The sequence below is a fragment of the Escherichia sp. WS547 genome, from assembly GCF_046486065.1.
In the GTDB taxonomy this organism is placed as follows: domain Bacteria; phylum Pseudomonadota; class Gammaproteobacteria; order Enterobacterales; family Enterobacteriaceae; genus Escherichia; species Escherichia coli.
On the sequence record NZ_JBJQMA010000014.1, the window covers coordinates 1 to 21770 of the forward strand.

Genomic DNA, 21770 nt, shown 5'->3' on the forward strand with positions numbered 1-21770 from the left:
TGCCAGACCGCAAGGTGTTTTAACAAATCAAAAGGGGTTTTAATAACTGGCTTAAAGCTGAAAGCTTTCCGGAACCCCCAGCCTAGCTGGGGGTTTTCTGTGCACAAAAAACGCCCCCTTATGGAGAAAGGAGGCGTCTGGCGTTAGATTTCAACCTGAGTACCCAGTTCGATAACCCTGTTTGGTGGGATTTCAAATTGATCCGGCGCACGCAGCGCATTACGTTGCAGCAGCAAGTACAGCTTGCCGCGCAGACGCAAATACCACGGGCGTTTGCCGAGGATCAACGACTCATGCGACATAAAGAAGGAGGTTTCCATCATCCGGCAACTTAATCCTTCCAGACCGCAGCGGTGGAATACTTCTTCCACGTTTGGCGTTTCTCGCCAACCATAACTTGCCACCACGCGCCAGAACGTGGGCGACAGTTGTTCAATCTGTACCCGACGGACGTTATGGACATAAGGCGCGTCTTCGGTGCGCAGAGTTAACAGAATCACCCGCTCATGCAATACCTTGTTATGTTTAAGGTTATGCATCAGCGCAAAGGGAATGACGTTGATTGCACGCGACATATACACCGCGGTCCCGGGCACGCGAACGGGCGGTGATTTCTCCAGCGAAGCAATCATCGCCTCCAGAGAGTTACCATGTTCATGCATCCGCCGCAGCAAACGGAAACGTTCGCTCTTCCAGGTGGTCATCACGATAAACATCACCGTACCGAGGCTCAATGGCAACCAGCCGCCGGAGAGCAGTTTATCGAGGTTAGCGGTGAACAATGGAATATCGACACAAAGGAAAGCAATCAGGATCAGCGCAACAAAATACTTATTCCAGTGCCAGTTCTGACGCGCCACGGTAGTCGAGAGAATAGACGTCAGCACCATGGTTCCGGTCACCGCAATCCCGTACGCCGCCGCCAGGTTGCTGGAGTGCTCAAAGCTGACAACCACAATCACGACCGCGACATAGAGCATCCAGTTCACAAACGGAATATAGATTTGCCCTGACTCCATTTCGGAGGTGTGAATAATGCGCATCGGCGACAAATATCCCAGACGTACCGCCTGACGCGTCAATGAGAAGACGCCAGAGATAACCGCCTGCGAGGCAATTACCGTCGCCAGTGCGGCGATGATCAGCAGCGGGATCAGCGCCCAGTCCGGTGCCAACAGGAAGAACGGGTTCTTAATCGCTTCCGGGTTCTTTAACAACAACGCTCCCTGACCGAAGTAATTAAGGATCAAGGAAGGTAATACGACGGTGAACCACGCCAGGCGAATAGGGAACTTACCAAAGTGCCCCATATCAGCATACAGCGCCTCGACCCCCGTAATCGACAGCACCACTGCCCCTAATGCAATAAAAGAAACCGTTTTGTATTCAAGGAAGAAATGCACCGCCCACATCGGATTCAGCGCATGCAGCACTTCCGGGTTAGCAATAATGCTACGTAACCCCAGTACTGCCAGAATCAAAAACCAGGTCAGCATGATCGGCGCAAACAGCTTACCGACCATAGCCGTGCCATGTTTTTGAATCATAAATAGTAAAGTGAGAACGATGATTGAGAGGGGAACTATCCAGGTATCCAGCTGCGGGGCGACGATTTCCAGACCTTCAATGGCTGACATCACCGAAATAGCGGGTGTTATGACGACTTCACCATAGAAAAAGCTGCCGCCGATTAGCCCCATAATCACCAGCATTGATGTGGTTCGCGCCGACGTATTACGCCCGGCAAGCGACATCAACGTCAGGATCCCCCCTTCACCGGCGTTATCTGCCCGCATCACGAAGGTGAGATATTTAATGGAAACCACAAAGATTAGCAGCCAGAAGATCAGCGATAAAAAGCCAAACACGGCATCGCGTTCAACGCCAAAACCAAACTGGCCGGACAAACATTCACGAAGTGTATATAACGGGCTGGTACCAATATCGCCGTAGACAACTCCAATCGCCGCGAGGGTAATCGCGGGCAATGATTGCTTATTATCAGTGCTCATAGACTAGTCTTTCGTTGAAATATGAAATGTGTGCTTAGTCCCTTGGCCCACAAAAAAGCGCACAGTATGCACGATTAACGGCAAAATCGTACTCCTAAATGCGGCCACATTAACCTGGCTCAAAGAAAAATACCCCCCCTTTGAGACTATTTTAGCCACCAGCAAGAAACGTCTATACTCGCAATTTACGCAGAACTTTTGACGAAAGGACGCCACTTCATTATGGCTCACCCTCATTTATTAGCGGAAAGAATTTCCCGCCTGAGCAGTTCGTTGGAAAAGGGGCTTTATGAACGTAGCCACGCCATCCGCTTGTGTTTATTAGCGGCATTAAGTGGTGAAAGTGTGTTCCTCCTTGGCCCGCCAGGCATTGCCAAAAGTTTGATCGCCCGGCGCTTAAAATTCGCCTTTCAGAATGCCCGCGCGTTTGAATATCTGATGACCCGCTTCTCCACGCCGGAAGAGGTTTTTGGTCCCCTTTCTATTCAGGCGCTAAAAGATGAAGGGCGCTATGAACGTTTAACCAGCGGTTACCTGCCGGAAGCAGAAATCGTCTTTCTGGATGAGATCTGGAAAGCGGGCCCGGCAATTCTTAATACCTTGCTCACCGCCATTAACGAGCGCCAGTTCCGCAACGGTGCACACGTAGAAAAAATCCCGATGCGCCTGCTGGTGGCGGCCTCCAACGAGCTGCCGGAAGCAGACAGCAGTCTGGAAGCGTTATATGACCGCATGCTGATTCGTCTGTGGTTAGATAAAGTGCAGGATAAAGCGAATTTCCGCTCCATGCTGACCAGTCAACAGGATGAAAACGACAATCCGGTTCCTGCCTCCTTGCAGGTCACAGATGAAGAATATGAACGCTGGCAGAAAGAGATTGGTGAAATTACGCTGCCCGATCATGTATTTGAGCTGATTTTTATGCTGCGCCAGCAACTGGATAAATTACCGGATGCGCCTTATGTCTCGGATCGTCGCTGGAAAAAAGCGATCCGCTTATTGCAGGCCAGCGCCTTTTTTAACGGTCGCAGTGCTGTTGCCCCGGTTGATCTCATTTTGCTGAAAGATTGCCTGTGGTATGACGCGCAAAGCCTGAATTTGATACAACAACAAATTGATGTATTGATGACCGGTCATGCCTGGCAACAGCAAGGGATGTTGACCCGCCTGGGCGCGATTGTGCAACGTCACCTGCAACTACAGCAGCAACAAAGCGATAAAACAGCCTTAACGGTAATTCGTCTGGGCGGCATTTTCAGCCGTCGTCAGCAGTATCAACTCCCTGTTAACGTTACTGCTTCCACTCTGACTCTGCTGCTGCAAAAACCGTTAAAACTGCATGATATGGAAGTGGTTCATATCTCCTTTGAGCGTAACGCGCTGGAACAGTGGCTGAGTAAAGGTGGTGAAATTCGCGGCAAACTGAACGGTATCGGCTTTGCTCAGAAATTGAATCTGGAAGTGGATAGCGCCCAACATCTTGTTGTACGCGATGTAAGTTTACAAGGCAGTACGTTGGCACTTCCCGGTTCATCGGCTGAAGGTCTGCCAGGTGAAATAAAACAACAACTGGAAGAGCTTGAAAGCGACTGGCGCAAGCAACACGCTTTATTCAGCGAACAGCAAAAATGTCTGTTTATCCCTGGCGACTGGTTAGGTCGCATTGAAGCCAGCCTACAGGATGTCGGCGCACAGATTCGCCAGGCACAACAATGCTAACGCTGGATACGCTTAATGTGATGCTGGCCGTCAGCGAAGAGGGATTGATCGAAGAGATGATCATCGCGCTGCTGGCCTCACCGCAGCTGGCAGTCTTCTTTGAAAAATTCCCACGACTGAAGGCGGCAATCACTGATGATGTTCCCCGCTGGCGTGAGGCGCTGCGCAGTCGGCTGAAAGATGCCCGAGTCCCGCCGGAACTCACCGAAGAGGTGATGTGCTATCAGCAAAGCCAGCTCCTCTCCACGCCGCAGTTTATTGTGCAGCTACCACAGATCCTGGACTTACTGCATCGTCTGAATTCCCCATGGGCAGAACAAGCCCGACAGTTGGTTGATGCTAACAGCACGATCACTTCAGCGTTACACACGCTTTTTCTCCAGCGTTGGCGTTTAAGTCTGATCGTGCAAGCAACGACGTTAAATCAACAGCTATTAGAAGAAGAACGCGAACAACTGTTGAGTGAAGTTCAGGAACGCATGACGCTGAGCGGACAACTTGAACCGATTCTCGCAGATAACAATACCGCAGCTGGTCGTCTGTGGGATATGAGCGCCGGTCAGCTTAAACGTGGCGACTATCAGTTGATTGTGAAATACGGTGAATTTCTTAACGAACAGCCGGAACTGAAACGCCTGGCAGAACAGCTGGGGCGTTCCCGGGAAGCCAAATCAATACCGCGCAACGATGCGCAGATGGAAACCTTCCGCACCATGGTGCGCGAACCGGCGACGGTTCCTGAGCAGGTTGATGGTCTGCAACAAAGCGATGATATTTTACGTCTCCTGCCGCCAGAACTGGCGACACTAGGGATAACAGAACTGGAGTATGAGTTTTACCGTCGGCTGGTGGAAAAACAGTTGCTCACCTATCGCCTGCACGGTGAGTCGTGGCGAGAAAAAGTGATCGAACGTCCGGTGGTACATAAAGATTACGACGAACAGCCGCGCGGACCGTTTATTGTCTGTGTGGATACTTCCGGCTCAATGGGCGGCTTTAATGAACAGTGTGCGAAAGCGTTCTGCCTGGCCTTGATGCGCATTGCTCTCGCTGAAAACCGGCGCTGCTATATTATGCTATTTTCCACCGAGATCGTCCGTTATGAGCTTTCAGGCCCACAAGGCATCGAACAAGCGATCCGCTTTTTAAGTCAGCAGTTTCGTGGCGGCACCGATCTGGCCAGTTGTTTTCGCGCCATTATGGAACGCTTGCAAAGTCGGGAGTGGTTTGACGCCGATGCGGTGGTGATTTCTGATTTTATCGCCCAGCGGTTGCCTGACGACGTGACGAGCAAAGTGAAAGAGTTGCAGCGGGTACATCAGCATCGCTTTCATGCCGTGGCGATGTCGGCACATGGCAAACCCGGCATCATGCGCATTTTCGATCATATCTGGCGCTTTGATACCGGGATGCGAAGCCGCCTGCTCAGACGCTGGCGGCGATAAACAATTACAGCAGAGAAGGGACGCTCTCGCGAACAGCTGCCGGCCATACACCACACTGAACCTGGCCGATATGCGGCAGTTGCAGCAGCAGCATGGTCAAACGAGACTGGCCGATACCGCCGCCGATGGTCTGCGGCATTTCACCGCGCAGCAGCGCCTGATGCCACTCCAGCTGCAGACGATCTTCATCACCGGTCAGCGCCAGCTGATGCTTCAACGTATCGGCATCCACGCGGATCCCCATGGAAGAAAGCTCAAACGCATCTTCCAGTACCGGGTTCCATACCAGAATATCGCCGTTCAGACCCGCATGGCCCAGCTCTGACGGGGTGCTCCAGTCATCATAATCCGGTGCGCGCACGTCGTGACGATGACCATCACTCAACTTGCCGCCAATCCCGACGAGGAATACCGCGCCAAGATCTTTCGCAATCGCCCGCTCACGCCCTTTGGCATCGAGATCCGGATAACGAGACAGTAACTCCTGGCTGTGTACGAAGTGGATCTGATCCGGCAGGAACGGTGCCAGGCCAAACTCTTCGCTAACCGCAGCTTCGGTTGCTTTAATTCCCGCCCAGATCGCCTCTACCGTGCTTTTCAGAGTCGAGAATTGACGCTCGCCGTCGCCCATTACGCGTTCCCAGTCCCACTGGTCTACATAGACCGAGTGCAACGGAGAAAGACGGTCTTCATCGGGGCGAAGGGCTTTCATGTGCGTGTACAGCCCTTCGCCCGCGCTGAAGTCGTGTTGCCCTAAGGTCTGACGTTTCCACTTCGCCAGTGAATGAACCACTTCGAACTGGGCATCAGGCAGAGCTTTTACTTTTACCTGCACCGCTTTTTCACAGCCCGACAAGTTATCCTGCGTGCCATCCCCCACACGGCTAAGAATCGGCGCCTGGACTTCGATCAGCCCCAGACGTTCTTCCAGTTGACGAGAAAAGTGAGATTTCACGAAGCTAATTTGGCGTTGTTTGGCAATGTAAGCGGTTTTCATTTTTTATACTCCTGCGTCCTGTTGCTTATGATTAAGCAACAAAAACCGGCACACATGCAATAATCATTCAATAAAAAGCCTAACTCACTTTTGATTCATTAAAAAAGAAGGCTAAAATAGAATGAATCATCAATCCGCATAAGAAAATCCTATGGAAAATTATCTAATCGACAATCTGGACCGTGGCATCCTGGAAGCATTAATGGGCAATGCGCGCACCGCTTACGCCGAACTGGCGAAACAATTTGGCGTCAGTCCGGGGACGATTCACGTTCGAGTAGAGAAAATGAAGCAGGCGGGAATCATTACCGGGGCGCGTATTGATGTCAGCCCGAAGCAGCTTGGTTATGACGTAGGCTGCTTTATCGGCATTATATTAAAGAGCGCCAAAGACTATCCTTCCGCGCTGGCAAAGCTGGAAAGCCTCGATGAAGTCACTGAAGCCTATTACACAACCGGCCACTACAGCATCTTTATAAAAGTGATGTGCCGTTCGATCGATGCTCTCCAGCATGTACTTATCAACAAGATCCAAACAATTGATGAAATTCAGTCCACCGAGACACTGATCGTCTTGCAGAACCCGATCATGCGTACCATTAAGCCCTGATCGGCTTTTTTAATCCCATACTTTTCCACAGGTAGATCCCAACGCGTTCACAGCGTACAATACGCCACTCTTAATAAAGGTGGCGGTTTATGGCAGATATCACTCTTATCAGCGGCAGCACCCTCGGCGGTGCCGAATATGTGGCAGAACACCTGGCTGAAAAGCTGGAAGAGGCGGGTTTTACCACCGAAACGCTGCACGGTCCGCTGTTGGAAGATTTATCTGCCTCGGGGATCTGGCTGGTTATCAGCTCAACCCACGGTGCCGGAGATATTCCGGATAACCTTTCTCCTTTCTATGAAGCATTGCAGGAACAGAAGCCCGATCTTTCTGCGGTCCGCTTTGGCGCTATCGGTATTGGCAGTCGTGAATATGACACCTTTTGTGGGGCTATCGATAAACTCGAGGCAGAACTCAAAAATTCCGGTGCAAAACAGACAGGCGAAACACTGAAGATCAACATTCTTGATCACGACATTCCGGAAGATCCGGCAGAAGAATGGCTGGGATCGTGGATTAATTTACTCAAATAAGTATACAGATCGTGCGATCTACTGTGGATAACTCTGTCAGGAAGCTTGGATCAACCGGTAGTTATCCAAAGAACAACCGTTGTTCAGTTTTTGAGTTGTGTATAACCCCTCATTCTGATCCCAGCTTATACGGTCCAGGATCACCGTTCATTCACAGTTAATGATCCTTTCCAGGTTGTTGATCTTAAAAGCCGGATCCTTGTTATCCACAGGGCAGTGCGATCCTAATAAGAGATCACAATAGAACAGATCTCTAAATAAATAGATCTTCTTTTTAATACCCTGGATCCCAGGTCTTTCTCAAGCCGACAAAGTTGAGTAGAATCCACGGCCCGGGCTTCAATCCATTTTCATACCGCGTTATGCGAGGCAATCACCATGTTTTATCCGGATCCTTTTGACGTCATCATCATTGGCGGGGGTCATGCAGGCACCGAGGCCGCGATGGCCGCGGCGCGTATGGGTCAACAGACTCTGCTTTTGACACACAATATCGACACTCTGGGGCAGATGAGCTGCAACCCGGCGATCGGCGGTATTGGGAAAGGACATCTGGTAAAAGAAGTGGATGCACTCGGCGGTCTGATGGCGAAAGCGATCGATCAGGCGGGTATCCAGTTTAGGATACTAAACGCAAGCAAGGGGCCAGCGGTTCGCGCTACCCGTGCTCAGGCGGATCGTGTGCTCTACCGGCAGGCGGTACGTACGGCGCTGGAGAACCAACCGAACCTGATGATCTTCCAGCAGGCGGTTGAAGATCTTATTGTCGAAAACGATCGCGTGGTCGGTGCTGTTACCCAAATGGGACTGAAGTTCCGTGCCAAAGCCGTCGTGCTCACCGTTGGGACGTTCCTCGACGGTAAAATTCATATCGGTCTGGATAACTACAGCGGTGGCCGTGCTGGTGATCCGCCGTCCATTCCGCTCTCTCGCCGTTTGCGTGAACTGCCGCTGCGCGTTGGTCGTCTGAAAACCGGGACACCGCCGCGTATTGATGCGCGTACTATCGACTTCAGCGTGCTGGCGCAACAGCATGGCGATAACCCAATGCCGGTATTCTCGTTTATGGGCAATGCGTCCCAGCATCCACAGCAGGTGCCGTGTTATATCACCCATACCAACGAGAAAACCCATGATGTGATCCGCAGTAACCTCGATCGTAGCCCAATGTATGCAGGGGTGATCGAAGGTGTCGGCCCACGCTACTGCCCGTCGATCGAAGACAAAGTCATGCGCTTCGCCGACAGAAATCAGCATCAGATCTTCCTTGAACCGGAAGGGCTGACCTCAAACGAAATTTATCCGAACGGTATCTCCACCAGCCTGCCGTTCGATGTGCAGATGCAAATCGTCCGCTCCATGCAGGGGATGGAAAACGCGAAGATCGTACGTCCGGGTTATGCCATTGAGTATGACTTCTTCGATCCACGCGACCTGAAACCGACGCTGGAGAGCAAGTTTATCCAGGGGCTGTTCTTTGCTGGTCAGATTAACGGCACTACCGGTTACGAAGAAGCCGCTGCGCAAGGTTTGCTGGCTGGTCTTAACGCTGCCCGTCTGTCTGCTGACAAAGAAGGTTGGGCTCCGGCGCGTTCTCAGGCGTATCTCGGCGTACTGGTTGATGACCTGTGCACTTTAGGAACCAAAGAACCGTATCGTATGTTTACTTCGCGCGCAGAATATCGTCTGATGCTGCGCGAAGATAATGCGGATCTGCGTTTGACTGAAATCGGTCGTGAACTGGGCCTGGTGGATGACGAACGTTGGGCGCGCTTTAACGAGAAACTTGAGAATATCGAGCGTGAGCGTCAGCGTCTGAAATCGACCTGGGTAACCCCGTCGGCGGAAGCTGCAGCCGAAGTGAATGCTCACCTGACTGCGCCGCTTTCCCGTGAAGCCAGTGGTGAAGATCTGCTGCGTCGTCCGGAAATGACTTATGAAAAATTAACCACGCTGACGCCGTTTGCCCCTGCGTTGACAGACGAACAGGCGGCGGAACAGGTTGAGATTCAGGTTAAATACGAAGGTTATATCGCGCGCCAGCAAGATGAGATCGAAAAGCAGCTGCGTAACGAGAACACCCTGCTACCAGCGACGCTGGATTACCGCCAGGTATCCGGTCTTTCTAACGAAGTGATCGCCAAACTTAACGATCACAAACCGGCCTCTATCGGCCAGGCTTCGCGTATTTCTGGCGTCACGCCTGCGGCCATCTCCATTCTGCTGGTATGGCTGAAAAAACAGGGTATGCTGCGTCGTAGCGCATAACGCATTAAAAATGCCTGGTAAGCACCCGCTTACCGGGCAACGCATCAAGAACAGGTAATCACCGTGCTCAACAAACTCACCTCTCTGCTGAAAGACGCAGGAATTTCGCTTACCGATCACCAGAAAAACCAGCTAATTGCCTACGTGAATATGCTGCATAAATGGAATAAAGCGTACAACCTGACTTCGGTCCGCGATCCTAATGAGATGCTGGTACGCCATATTCTCGATAGCATTGTGGTGGCACCGTATCTGCAAGGTGAACGGTTTATCGATGTCGGCACCGGACCAGGACTGCCTGGCATTCCACTCTCTATCGTGCGTCCTGAAGCCCACTTCACGTTGTTGGATAGCCTTGGTAAACGCGTGCGTTTCCTTCGTCAGGTGCAACATGAGCTTAAACTGGAGAATATTGAGCCAGTACAGAGCAGGGTAGAAGAGTTTCCTTCAGAGCCGCCATTTGATGGCGTAATTAGCCGCGCTTTTGCCTCTCTGAACGATATGGTGAGCTGGTGCCACCATCTTCCTGGTGAGCAAGGTCGTTTCTACGCGCTGAAAGGCCAAATGCCGGAAGATGAAATCGCTTTGTTGCCCGAAGAATATCAGGTCGAATCAGTGGTTAAACTTCACGTTCCGGCCCTGGATGGCGAACGTCATCTGGTGGTGATTAAAGCAAATAAAATTTAATTTTTATCAAAAAAATCATAAAAAATTGACCGGTTAGACTGTTAACAACAACCAGGTTTTCTACTGATATAACTGGTTACATTTAACGCCACGTTCACTCTTTTGCATCAACAAAGTAACGTGGCTTTTTTTGGTAAGCAGAAAATAAGTCATAAGTGAAAATATCAGTCTGCTAAAAATCGGCGCTAAGAATCATCATTTGCTGTTAAAACATTATTAAAAATGTCAATGGGTGGTTTTTGTTGTGTAAATGTCATTTATTAAAACAGTATCTGTTTTTAGACTGAAATATCATAAACTTGCAAAGGTATCATTTGCCAAGTAAATAAATATGCTGTGCGCGAACATGCTCAATATGTGATCTGAAGCACGCTTTATCACCAGTGTTTACGCGTTATTTACAGTTTTTCATGATCGAACAGGGTTTGCAGAAAAGTCGCAATTGTATGCACTGGAAAAATATTTAAACATTTATTCACCTTTTGGCTACTTATTGTTTGAAATCACGGGGGCGCACCGTATAATTTGACCGCTTTTTGATGCTTGACTCTAAGCCTTAAAGAAAGTTTTATACGACACGCGGCATACCTCGAAGGGAGCAGGAGTGAAAAACGTGATGTCTGTGTCGCTCGTGAGTCGAAACGTTGCTCGGAAGCTTCTGCTCGTTCAGTTACTGGTGGTGATAGCAAGTGGATTGCTGTTCAGCCTCAAAGACCCCTTCTGGGGCGTCTCTGCAATAAGCGGGGGCCTGGCAGTCTTTCTGCCTAACGTTTTGTTTATGATATTTGCCTGGCGTCACCAGGCGCATACACCAGCGAAAGGCCGGGTGGCTTGGACATTCGCATTTGGCGAAGCTTTCAAAGTTCTGGCGATGTTGGTGTTACTGGTGGTGGCGTTGGCGGTTTTAAAGGCGGTATTCTTGCCGCTGATCGTTACGTGGGTTTTGGTGCTGGTGGTTCAGATACTGGCACCGGCTGTAATTAACAACAAAGGGTAAAAGGCATCATGGCTTCAGAAAATATGACGCCGCAGGATTACATAGGACACCACCTGAACAACCTTCAGCTGGACCTGCGTACATTCTCGCTGGTGGATCCACATAACCCCCCAGCCACCTTCTGGACAATCAATATTGACTCCATGTTCTTCTCGGTGGTGCTGGGTCTGTTGTTCCTGGTTTTATTCCGTAGCGTAGCCAAAAAGGCGACCAGCGGTGTGCCAGGTAAGTTTCAGACCGCGATTGAGCTGGTGATCGGCTTTGTTAATGGTAGCGTGAAAGACATGTACCATGGCAAAAGCAAGCTGATTGCTCCGCTGGCCCTGACGATCTTCGTCTGGGTATTCCTGATGAACCTGATGGATTTACTGCCTATCGACCTGCTGCCGTACATTGCTGAACATGTACTGGGTCTGCCTGCACTGCGTGTGGTTCCGTCTGCGGACGTGAACGTAACGCTGTCTATGGCACTGGGTGTATTTATCCTGATTCTGTTCTACAGCATCAAAATGAAAGGCATCGGCGGCTTCACGAAAGAGTTGACGCTGCAGCCGTTCAATCACTGGGCGTTCATTCCTGTCAACTTAATCCTTGAAGGGGTAAGCCTGCTGTCCAAACCAGTTTCACTCGGTTTGCGACTGTTCGGTAACATGTATGCCGGTGAGCTGATTTTCATTCTGATTGCTGGTCTGTTGCCGTGGTGGTCACAGTGGATTCTGAATGTGCCGTGGGCCATTTTCCACATCCTGATCATTACGCTGCAAGCCTTCATCTTCATGGTTCTGACGATCGTCTATCTGTCGATGGCGTCTGAAGAACATTAATTTACCAACACTACTACGTTTTAACTGAAACAAACTGGAGACTGTCATGGAAAACCTGAATATGGATCTGCTGTACATGGCTGCCGCTGTGATGATGGGTCTGGCGGCAATCGGTGCTGCGATCGGTATCGGCATCCTCGGGGGTAAATTCCTGGAAGGCGCAGCGCGTCAACCTGATCTGATTCCTCTGCTGCGTACTCAGTTCTTTATCGTTATGGGTCTGGTGGATGCTATCCCGATGATCGCTGTAGGTCTGGGTCTGTACGTGATGTTCGCTGTCGCGTAGTAAGCGTTGCTTTTATTTAAAGAGCAATATCAGAACGTTAACTAAATAGAGGCATTGTGCTGTGAATCTTAACGCAACAATCCTCGGCCAGGCCATCGCGTTTGTCCTGTTCGTTCTGTTCTGCATGAAGTACGTATGGCCGCCATTAATGGCAGCCATCGAAAAACGTCAAAAAGAAATTGCTGACGGCCTTGCTTCCGCAGAACGAGCACATAAGGACCTTGACCTTGCAAAGGCCAGCGCGACCGACCAGCTGAAAAAAGCGAAAGCGGAAGCCCAGGTAATCATCGAGCAGGCTAACAAACGCCGCTCGCAGATTCTGGACGAAGCGAAAGCTGAGGCAGAACAGGAACGTACTAAAATCGTGGCCCAGGCGCAGGCGGAAATTGAAGCCGAGCGTAAACGTGCCCGTGAAGAGCTGCGTAAGCAAGTTGCTATCCTGGCTGTTGCTGGCGCCGAGAAGATCATCGAACGTTCCGTGGATGAAGCTGCTAACAGCGACATCGTGGATAAACTTGTCGCTGAACTGTAAGGAGGGAGGGGCTGATGTCTGAATTTATTACGGTAGCTCGCCCCTACGCCAAAGCAGCTTTTGACTTTGCCGTCGAACACCAAAGTGTAGAACGCTGGCAGGACATGCTGGCGTTTGCCGCCGAGGTAACCAAAAACGAACAAATGGCAGAGCTTCTCTCTGGCGCGCTTGCGCCAGAAACGCTCGCCGAGTCGTTTATCGCAGTTTGTGGTGAGCAACTGGACGAAAACGGTCAGAACCTGATTCGGGTAATGGCCGAAAATGGTCGTCTTAACGCGCTCCCGGATGTTCTGGAGCAGTTTATTCACCTGCGTGCCGTGAGTGAGGCTACCGCTGAGGTAGACGTCATTTCCGCTGCCGCACTGAGTGAACAACAGCTCGCGAAAATTTCTGCTGCGATGGAAAAACGTCTGTCACGCAAAGTTAAGCTGAATTGCAAAATCGATAAGTCTGTAATGGCAGGCGTTATCATCCGAGCGGGTGATATGGTCATTGATGGCAGCGTACGCGGTCGTCTTGAGCGCCTTGCAGACGTCTTGCAGTCTTAAGGGGACTGGAGCATGCAACTGAATTCCACCGAAATCAGCGAACTGATCAAGCAGCGCATTGCTCAGTTCAATGTTGTGAGTGAAGCTCACAACGAAGGTACTATTGTTTCTGTAAGTGACGGTGTTATCCGCATCCACGGCCTGGCCGATTGTATGCAGGGTGAAATGATCTCCCTGCCGGGTAACCGTTACGCTATCGCACTGAACCTCGAGCGCGACTCTGTAGGTGCGGTTGTTATGGGTCCGTACGCTGACCTTGCCGAAGGCATGAAAGTTAAGTGTACTGGCCGTATCCTGGAAGTTCCGGTTGGCCGTGGCCTGCTGGGCCGTGTGGTTAACACTCTGGGTGCACCAATCGATGGTAAAGGTCCGCTGGATCACGACGGCTTCTCTGCTGTAGAAGCAATCGCTCCGGGCGTTATCGAACGTCAGTCCGTAGATCAGCCGGTACAGACCGGTTATAAAGCCGTTGACTCCATGATCCCAATCGGTCGTGGTCAGCGTGAATTGATCATCGGTGACCGTCAGACCGGTAAAACCGCACTGGCTATCGATGCCATCATCAACCAGCGCGATTCCGGTATCAAATGTATCTATGTCGCTATCGGCCAGAAAGCGTCCACCATTTCTAACGTGGTACGTAAACTGGAAGAGCACGGCGCACTGGCTAACACCATCGTTGTGGTAGCAACCGCGTCTGAATCCGCTGCACTGCAATACCTGGCACCGTACGCTGGTTGCGCAATGGGCGAATACTTCCGTGACCGCGGTGAAGATGCGCTGATCATTTACGATGACCTGTCTAAACAGGCTGTTGCTTACCGTCAGATCTCCCTGCTGCTCCGTCGTCCGCCAGGACGTGAAGCATTCCCGGGCGACGTATTCTACCTCCACTCTCGTCTGCTGGAGCGTGCTGCGCGTGTTAACGCCGAATACGTTGAAGCCTTCACCAAAGGTGAAGTGAAAGGGAAAACCGGTTCTCTGACCGCGCTGCCGATTATCGAAACTCAGGCGGGTGACGTTTCTGCGTTCGTTCCAACCAACGTAATCTCCATTACCGATGGTCAGATCTTCCTGGAAACCAACCTGTTCAACGCCGGTATTCGTCCTGCGGTTAACCCGGGTATTTCCGTATCCCGTGTTGGTGGTGCAGCACAGACCAAGATCATGAAAAAACTGTCCGGTGGTATCCGTACCGCTCTGGCACAGTATCGTGAACTGGCAGCGTTCTCTCAGTTTGCATCCGACCTTGACGATGCAACACGTAAGCAGCTTGACCACGGTCAGAAAGTGACCGAACTGCTGAAACAGAAACAGTATGCGCCGATGTCCGTAGCGCAACAGTCTCTGGTTCTGTTCGCAGCAGAACGTGGTTACCTGGCGGATGTTGAACTGTCGAAAATCGGCAGCTTCGAAGCCGCTCTGCTGGCTTACGTCGACCGTGATCACGCTCCGTTGATGCAAGAGATCAACCAGACCGGTGGCTACAACGACGAAATCGAAGGCAAGCTGAAAGGCATCCTCGATTCCTTCAAAGCAACCCAATCCTGGTAACGTCTGGCGGCTTGCCTTAGGGCAGGCCGCAAGGCATTGAGGAGAAGCTCATGGCCGGCGCAAAAGAGATACGTAGTAAGATCGCAAGCGTCCAGAACACGCAAAAGATCACTAAAGCGATGGAGATGGTCGCCGCTTCCAAAATGCGTAAATCGCAGGATCGCATGGCGGCCAGCCGTCCTTATGCAGAAACCATGCGCAAAGTGATTGGTCACCTTGCACACGGTAATCTGGAATATAAGCACCCTTACCTGGAAGACCGCGACGTTAAACGCGTGGGCTACCTGGTGGTGTCGACCGACCGTGGTTTGTGCGGTGGTTTGAACATTAACCTGTTCAAAAAACTGCTGGCGGAAATGAAGACCTGGACCGACAAAGGCGTTCAATGCGACCTCGCAATGATCGGCTCGAAAGGCGTGTCGTTCTTCAACTCCGTGGGCGGCAATGTTGTTGCCCAGGTCACCGGCATGGGGGATAACCCTTCCCTGTCCGAACTGATCGGTCCGGTAAAAGTGATGTTGCAGGCCTACGACGAAGGCCGTCTGGACAAGCTTTACATTGTCAGCAACAAATTTATTAACACCATGTCTCAGGTTCCGACCATCAGCCAGCTGCTGCCGTTACCGGCATCAGATGATGATGATCTGAAACATAAATCCTGGGATTACCTGTACGAACCCGATCCGAAGGCGTTGCTGGATACCCTGCTGCGTCGTTATGTCGAATCTCAGGTTTATCAGGGCGTGGTTGAAAACCTGGCCAGCGAGCAGGCCGCCCGTATGGTGGCGATGAAAGCCGCGACCGACAATGGCGGCAGCCTGATTAAAGAGCTGCAGTTGGTATACAACAAAGCTCGTCAGGCCAGCATTACTCAGGAACTCACCGAGATCGTCTCGGGGGCCGCCGCGGTTTAAACAGGTTATTTCGTAGAGGATTTAAGATGGCTACTGGAAAGATTGTCCAGGTAATCGGCGCCGTAGTTGACGTCGAATTCCCTCAGGATGCCGTACCGCGCGTGTACGATGCTCTTGAGGTGCAAAATGGTAATGAGCGTCTGGTGCTGGAAGTTCAGCAGCAGCTCGGCGGCGGTATCGTACGTACCATCGCAATGGGTTCCTCCGACGGTCTGCGTCGCGGTCTGGATGTAAAAGACCTCGAACACCCGATCGAAGTCCCGGTAGGTAAAGCGACTCTGGGCCGTATCATGAACGTACTGGGTGAACCGGTCGACATGAAAGGCGAGATCGGTGAAGAAGAGCGTTGGGCGATTCACCGCGCAGCACCTTCCTACGAAGAGCTGTCAAACTCTCAGGAACTGCTGGAAACCGGTATCAAAGTTATCGACCTGATGTGTCCGTTCGCTAAGGGCGGTAAAGTTGGTCTGTTCGGTGGTGCGGGTGTAGGTAAAACCGTAAACATGATGGAGCTTATTCGTAACATCGCGATCGAGCACTCCGGTTACTCTGTGTTTGCGGGCGTAGGTGAACGTACTCGTGAGGGTAACGACTTCTACCACGAAATGACCGACTCCAACGTTATCGACAAAGTATCCCTGGTGTATGGCCAGATGAACGAGCCGCCGGGAAACCGTCTGCGCGTTGCTCTGACCGGTCTGACCATGGCTGAGAAATTCCGTGACGAAGGTCGTGACGTTCTGCTGTTCGTTGACAACATCTATCGTTACACCCTGGCCGGTACGGAAGTATCCGCACTGCTGGGCCGTATGCCTTCAGCGGTAGGTTATCAGCCGACCCTGGCGGAAGAGATGGGCGTTCTGCAGGAACGTATCACCTCCACCAAAACTGGTTCTATCACCTCCGTACAGGCGGTATACGTACCTGCGGATGACTTGACTGACCCGTCTCCGGCAACCACCTTTGCGCACCTTGACGCAACCGTGGTACTGAGCCGTCAGATCGCGTCTCTGGGTATCTACCCGGCCGTTGACCCGCTGGACTCCACCAGCCGTCAGCTGGACCCGCTGGTGGTTGGTCAGGAACACTACGACACCGCGCGTGGCGTTCAGTCCATCCTGCAACGTTATCAGGAACTGAAAGACATCATCGCCATCCTGGGTATGGATGAACTGTCTGAAGAAGACAAACTGGTGGTAGCGCGTGCTCGTAAGATCCAGCGCTTCCTGTCCCAGCCGTTCTTCGTGGCAGAAGTATTCACCGGTTCTCCGGGTAAATACGTCTCCCTGAAAGACACCATCCGTGGCTTTAAAGGCATCATGGAAGGCGAATACGATCACCTGCCGGAGCAGGCGTTCTACATGGTCGGTTCCATCGAAGAAGCTGTGGAAAAAGCCAAAAAACTTTAACGCCTTAATCGGAGGGTGATATGGCAATGACTTACCACCTGGACGTCGTCAGTGCAGAGCAACAAATGTTCTCTGGTCTGGTCGAGAAAATCCAGGTAACGGGTAGCGAAGGTGAACTGGGGATCTACCCTGGCCACGCACCGCTGCTCACCGCCATTAAGCCTGGTATGATTCGCATCGTGAAACAGCACGGTCACGAAGAGTTTATCTATCTGTCTGGCGGCATTCTTGAAGTGCAGCCTGGCAACGTGACCGTTCTGGCCGACACCGCAATTCGCGGCCAGGATCTCGACGAAGCGCGAGCCATGGAAGCGAAACGTAAGGCTGAAGAGCACATTAGCAGCTCTCACGGCGACGTAGATTACGCTCAGGCGTCTGCGGAACTGGCCAAAGCGATCGCGCAGCTGCGCGTTATCGAGTTGACCAAAAAAGCGATGTAACACCGGCTTGAAAAGCACAAAAGCCAGTCTGGAAACAGGCTGGCTTTTTTTTACGCGTTGCCCCGTCCTGAATAGCGTTCACATAGATCCTGCTGATATAAAACACCCTGTTTTCCCGTTTATTCATTGATCGAAATAAGAGCAAAAACATCCACCTGACGCTTAAATGAAGGTATTGCCTTATTTTTCTGCAGACAAAAGGCGTGACGATGGTCGAAAATGGCGCTTTCGTCAGCGGGGATAATCCGTTATTGAACAATTTATCCTCTGTCCATTTCACGATGAAAAAAATGTAGTTTTTTCAAGGTGAAGCGGTTTAAATTCGTTCTCAAATTACAGTCAGGACGCGTATGTTGAATAATGCTATGAGCGTAGTGATCCTTGCCGCAGGCAAAGGCACGCGCATGTATTCCGATCTTCCGAAAGTGCTGCATACCCTTGCCGGGAAAGCGATGGTTCAGCATGTCATTGATGCTGCGAATGAATTAGGCGCGGCGCACGTTCACCTGGTGTACGGTCACGGCGGCGATCTGCTTAAACAGGCGCTGAAAGATGACAACCTGAACTGGGTGCTTCAGGCAGAACAGCTGGGTACAGGTCATGCGATGCAGCAGGCCGCACTTTTCTTTGCCGATGATGAAGACATTTTAATGCTCTACGGCGACGTGCCGCTGATCTCTGTCGAAACACTCCAGCGCCTGCGTGATGCTAAACCGCAGGGTGGCATTGGTCTGCTGACGGTAAAACTGGATGATCCGACCGGTTATGGACGTATCACCCGTGAAAACGGCAAAGTTACCGGCATTGTTGAGCACAAAGACGCCACCGACGAGCAGCGTCAGATTCAGGAGATCAACACCGGCATTCTGATTGCCAACGGCGCAGATATGAAACGCTGGCTGGCGAAGCTGACCAACAATAACGCTCAGGGTGAATACTACATCACCGACATTATTGCGCTGGCGTATCAGGAAGGGCGTGAAATCGTCGCCGTTCATCCGCAACGTTTAAGCGAAGTAGAAGGCGTGAATAACCGCCTGCAACTCTCCCGACTGGAGCGCGTTTACCAGTCCGAACAGGCTGAAAAACTGCTGTTAGCAGGCGTTATGCTGCGCGATCCGGCGCGTTTTGATCTGCGCGGTACGCTTACTCACGGGCGCGATGTTGAAATTGATACTAACGTTATCATCGAGGGCAACGTGACTCTCGGTCATCGCGTGAAAATCGGCACCGGTTGCGTGATTAAAAACAGCGTGATTGGCGATGATTGCGAAATTAGCCCGTATACCGTTGTGGAAGATGCGAATCTGGCAGCGGCCTGTACCATTGGCCCGTTTGCCCGTCTGCGTCCTGGTGCTGAGTTGCTGGAAGGTGCACACGTCGGTAACTTCGTTGAGATGAAAAAAGCGCGTCTGGGTAAAGGCTCGAAAGCCGGGCATCTGACTTACCTGGGCGATGCGGAAATTGGCGATAACGTTAACATCGGCGCGGGAACCATTACCTGCAACTACGATGGTGCGAATAAATTTAAGACCATTATCGGTGACGATGTGTTTGTCGGTTCCGACACTCAGCTGGTGGCCCCGGTAACAGTAGGCAAAGGCGCGACCATTGCTGCGGGTACAACTGTGACGCGTAATGTCGGCGAAAACGCCCTGGCGATCAGCCGTGTGCCGCAGACTCAAAAAGAAGGCTGGCGTCGTCCGGTAAAGAAAAAGTAATTCTGGCCGGGTAATACGGTCATATGGGATGAGGAGATAACATAATCTCCCGCCCACAAGCAGTAACTATAAAAATAACCCCACTCTCTACAAGGCTCGGGGTGCCCGAAAAAACGGGCATACAGGTTGACCGACAACGATATAAATCGGAATCAAAAACTATGTGTGGAATTGTTGGCGCGATCGCGCAACGTGATGTAGCAGAAATCCTTCTTGAAGGTTTACGTCGTCTTGAATACCGCGGATATGACTCTGCCGGTCTGGCCGTTGTTGATGCAGAAGGTCATATGACCCGCCTGCGTCGCCTCGGTAAAGTCCAGATGCTGGCTCAGGCAGCGGAAGAACATCCTCTGCATGGCGGCACCGGTATTGCTCATACTCGCTGGGCGACCCACGGTGAACCTTCAGAAGCTAACGCGCATCCGCATGTTTCTGAACACATTGTGGTGGTGCATAACGGCATCATCGAAAACCATGAACCGCTGCGTGAAGAGTTAAAAGCGCGTGGCTATACCTTCGTTTCTGAAACCGACACCGAAGTGATTGCCCATCTGGTGAACTGGGAGTTGAAACAAGGCGGTACTCTGCGTGAGGCTGTTCTGCGTGCTATCCCGCAACTGCGTGGTGCGTACGGTACAGTGATCATGGACTCCCGTCATCCGGATACCCTGCTGGCGGCACGTTCTGGTAGTCCGCTGGTGATTGGCCTGGGTATGGGCGAAAACTTTATCGCTTCTGACCAGCTGGCGCTGTTGCCAGTGACTCGTCGCTTTATCTTCCTTGAAGAGGGCGATATTGCGGAAATCACTCGCCGTTCGGTAAACATCTTCGATAAAACTGGCGCGGAAGTAAAACGTCAGGATATCGAATCCAATCTGCAATATGACGCGGGCGATAAAGGTATTTACCGCCACTACATGCAGAAAGAGATCTACGAACAGCCGAACGCGATCAAAAACACCCTTACCGGGCGCATCAGCCACGGTCAGGTTGATTTAAGCGAGCTGGGACCGAACGCCGACGAACTGCTGTCGAAGGTTGAGCATATTCAGATCCTCGCCTGTGGTACTTCTTATAACTCCGGTATGGTTTCCCGCTACTGGTTTGAATCGCTGGCAGGTATTCCGTGCGACGTCGAAATCGCCTCTGAATTCCGCTATCGCAAATCTGCCGTGCGTCGTAACAGCCTGATGATCACCTTGTCACAGTCTGGCGAAACCGCGGATACCCTGGCTGGCCTGCGTCTGTCGAAAGAGCTGGGTTACCTTGGTTCACTGGCAATCTGTAACGTTCCGGGTTCTTCGCTGGTACGCGAATCCGATCTGGCGCTAATGACCAACGCGGGTACAGAAATCGGCGTGGCGTCCACTAAAGCATTCACCACCCAGTTAACCGTGCTGTTGATGCTGGTGGCGAAGCTGTCTCGTCTGAAAGGTCTGGATGCCTCCATTGAACATGACATCGTGCATGGTCTGCAGGCGCTACCGAGCCGTATTGAGCAGATGCTGTCTCAGGATAAACGCATTGAAGCACTGGCAGAAGATTTCTCTGACAAACATCACGCGCTGTTCCTGGGCCGTGGCGATCAGTACCCAATCGCGCTGGAAGGCGCATTGAAGCTGAAAGAGATCTCTTACATTCACGCTGAAGCCTACGCTGCAGGCGAACTGAAACACGGTCCGCTGGCGCTGATTGATGCCGATATGCCGGTTATCGTCGTTGCACCGAACAACGAATTGCTGGAAAAACTGAAATCCAACATTGAAGAAGTTCGCGCGCGTGGCGGTCAGTTGTATGTCTTCGCCGATCAGGATGCGGGTTTTGTAAGTAGCGATAACATGCACATCATCGAGATGCCGCATGTGGAAGAGGTGATTGCACCGATCTTCTACACCGTTCCGCTGCAGCTGCTGGCTTACCACGTTGCGCTGATCAAAGGCACCGACGTTGACCAGCCGCGTAACCTGGCGAAATCGGTTACGGTTGAGTAATAAATGGATGCCCTGCGTAAGCGGGGCATTTTTCTTCCTGTTATGTTTTTAATCAAAAATCCTGCCAACTCCATGTGACAAACCGTCATCTTCGGCTACTTTTTCTCTGTCACAGAATGAAAATTTTTCTGTCATCTCTTCGTTATTAATATTTGTAATTAACTGAATATCAACGCTTATTTAAATCAGACTAAAGACTTTCTCTCTCTGTCATAAAACTGTCATAAACCTTACATATAACTGTCACCTGTTTGTCCTATTTTGCTTCTCGTAGCCAACAAAC

Annotated in this window: 19 protein-coding genes; 17 read left to right on the forward strand and 2 right to left on the reverse strand. The window is 51.4% G+C overall.

Features of this window, described 5'->3' with window-relative positions; all coding sequences use genetic code 11:
- Positions 1-143: 143 nt before the first annotated feature.
- The gene (gene kup, locus ACJHWK_RS13685; RefSeq protein WP_170886075.1) at positions 144-2012 is read right to left on the reverse strand and encodes a low affinity potassium transporter Kup; all 1869 of its coding nucleotides are present in this window, start codon (positions 2010-2012) and stop codon (positions 144-146) included.
- A gap of 222 nt (positions 2013-2234) precedes the next feature.
- On the opposite strand from kup, the gene ravA reads away from it, so the two are divergent.
- On the forward strand, positions 2235-3731 hold the full coding sequence (ravA, locus tag ACJHWK_RS13690; protein WP_001521730.1) for an ATPase RavA: 1497 nt from the start codon (positions 2235-2237) through the stop codon (positions 3729-3731).
- On the forward strand, positions 3725-5176 hold the full coding sequence (gene viaA / locus ACJHWK_RS13695; RefSeq protein ID WP_000956642.1) for an ATPase RavA stimulator ViaA: 1452 nt from the start codon (positions 3725-3727) through the stop codon (positions 5174-5176). The genes ravA and viaA overlap by 7 nt, the downstream gene beginning before the upstream one ends.
- A gap of 4 nt (positions 5177-5180) precedes the next feature.
- On the opposite strand, the gene asnA is transcribed toward viaA, so the two are convergent.
- The gene (gene asnA, locus ACJHWK_RS13700; protein WP_000845107.1) at positions 5181-6173 is read right to left on the reverse strand and encodes an aspartate--ammonia ligase; all 993 of its coding nucleotides are present in this window, start codon (positions 6171-6173) and stop codon (positions 5181-5183) included.
- A 151-nt stretch (positions 6174-6324) separates the two neighbouring features.
- Between asnA and asnC the strand changes: the two genes are divergently transcribed.
- The 15 genes from asnC to glmS all read left to right on the forward strand — a co-directional run bounded on the left by asnC (position 6325) and on the right by glmS (position 21487).
- The gene (asnC, locus tag ACJHWK_RS13705; protein ID WP_000432970.1) at positions 6325-6783 is read left to right on the forward strand and encodes a transcriptional regulator AsnC; all 459 of its coding nucleotides are present in this window, start codon (positions 6325-6327) and stop codon (positions 6781-6783) included.
- Positions 6784-6872: 89 nt separating this feature from the next.
- Positions 6873-7316: an FMN-binding protein MioC gene (gene mioC / locus ACJHWK_RS13710; RefSeq protein WP_000763742.1), complete on the forward strand. Its 444-nt coding sequence runs from the start codon at positions 6873-6875 to the stop codon at positions 7314-7316.
- A 378-nt stretch (positions 7317-7694) separates the two neighbouring features.
- On the forward strand, positions 7695-9584 hold the full coding sequence (mnmG, locus tag ACJHWK_RS13715; protein WP_000499788.1) for a tRNA uridine-5-carboxymethylaminomethyl(34) synthesis enzyme MnmG: 1890 nt from the start codon (positions 7695-7697) through the stop codon (positions 9582-9584).
- A 63-nt stretch (positions 9585-9647) separates the two neighbouring features.
- A complete protein-coding gene (gene rsmG, locus ACJHWK_RS13720) occupies positions 9648-10271 on the forward strand; it encodes a 16S rRNA (guanine(527)-N(7))-methyltransferase RsmG (RefSeq protein WP_000932863.1) in 624 nt (207 codons plus the stop codon).
- A 616-nt stretch (positions 10272-10887) separates the two neighbouring features.
- The gene (gene atpI / locus ACJHWK_RS13725; RefSeq protein WP_000116695.1) at positions 10888-11268 is read left to right on the forward strand and encodes a F0F1 ATP synthase subunit I; all 381 of its coding nucleotides are present in this window, start codon (positions 10888-10890) and stop codon (positions 11266-11268) included.
- Between the two features lie 8 nt (positions 11269-11276).
- On the forward strand, positions 11277-12092 hold the full coding sequence (gene atpB, locus ACJHWK_RS13730) for a F0F1 ATP synthase subunit A (protein ID WP_000135618.1): 816 nt from the start codon (positions 11277-11279) through the stop codon (positions 12090-12092).
- A 46-nt stretch (positions 12093-12138) separates the two neighbouring features.
- Positions 12139-12378, forward strand: coding sequence for a F0F1 ATP synthase subunit C (gene atpE, locus ACJHWK_RS13735; RefSeq protein WP_000429386.1), 240 nt, complete (start codon positions 12139-12141; stop codon positions 12376-12378).
- 61 nt (positions 12379-12439) lie between these two features.
- Entirely contained in the window at positions 12440-12910 is a 471-nt protein-coding gene (gene atpF / locus ACJHWK_RS13740; RefSeq protein WP_001052219.1) for a F0F1 ATP synthase subunit B, read from the forward strand.
- Between the two features lie 14 nt (positions 12911-12924).
- Complete coding sequence (atpH, locus tag ACJHWK_RS13745) at positions 12925-13458, forward strand: F0F1 ATP synthase subunit delta (protein ID WP_001288587.1); 534 nt, start codon at positions 12925-12927, stop codon at positions 13456-13458.
- Positions 13459-13470: 12 nt separating this feature from the next.
- Positions 13471-15012: a F0F1 ATP synthase subunit alpha gene (atpA, locus tag ACJHWK_RS13750; RefSeq protein ID WP_001176745.1), complete on the forward strand. Its 1542-nt coding sequence runs from the start codon at positions 13471-13473 to the stop codon at positions 15010-15012.
- A 50-nt stretch (positions 15013-15062) separates the two neighbouring features.
- Complete coding sequence (gene atpG / locus ACJHWK_RS13755; protein WP_000896498.1) at positions 15063-15926, forward strand: F0F1 ATP synthase subunit gamma; 864 nt, start codon at positions 15063-15065, stop codon at positions 15924-15926.
- Between the two features lie 26 nt (positions 15927-15952).
- Entirely contained in the window at positions 15953-17335 is a 1383-nt protein-coding gene (gene atpD, locus ACJHWK_RS13760; protein ID WP_000190506.1) for a F0F1 ATP synthase subunit beta, read from the forward strand.
- Between the two features lie 20 nt (positions 17336-17355).
- Entirely contained in the window at positions 17356-17775 is a 420-nt protein-coding gene (locus tag ACJHWK_RS13765; RefSeq protein WP_001251965.1) for a F0F1 ATP synthase subunit epsilon, read from the forward strand.
- Positions 17776-18125: 350 nt separating this feature from the next.
- Positions 18126-19496 (forward strand): bifunctional UDP-N-acetylglucosamine diphosphorylase/glucosamine-1-phosphate N-acetyltransferase GlmU, encoded by a 1371-nt coding sequence (gene glmU, locus ACJHWK_RS13770; RefSeq protein WP_001521725.1) that lies wholly within the window; start codon positions 18126-18128, stop codon positions 19494-19496.
- A gap of 161 nt (positions 19497-19657) precedes the next feature.
- Entirely contained in the window at positions 19658-21487 is a 1830-nt protein-coding gene (glmS, locus tag ACJHWK_RS13775; protein ID WP_000334086.1) for a glutamine--fructose-6-phosphate transaminase (isomerizing), read from the forward strand.
- Positions 21488-21770 lie beyond the last annotated feature (283 nt).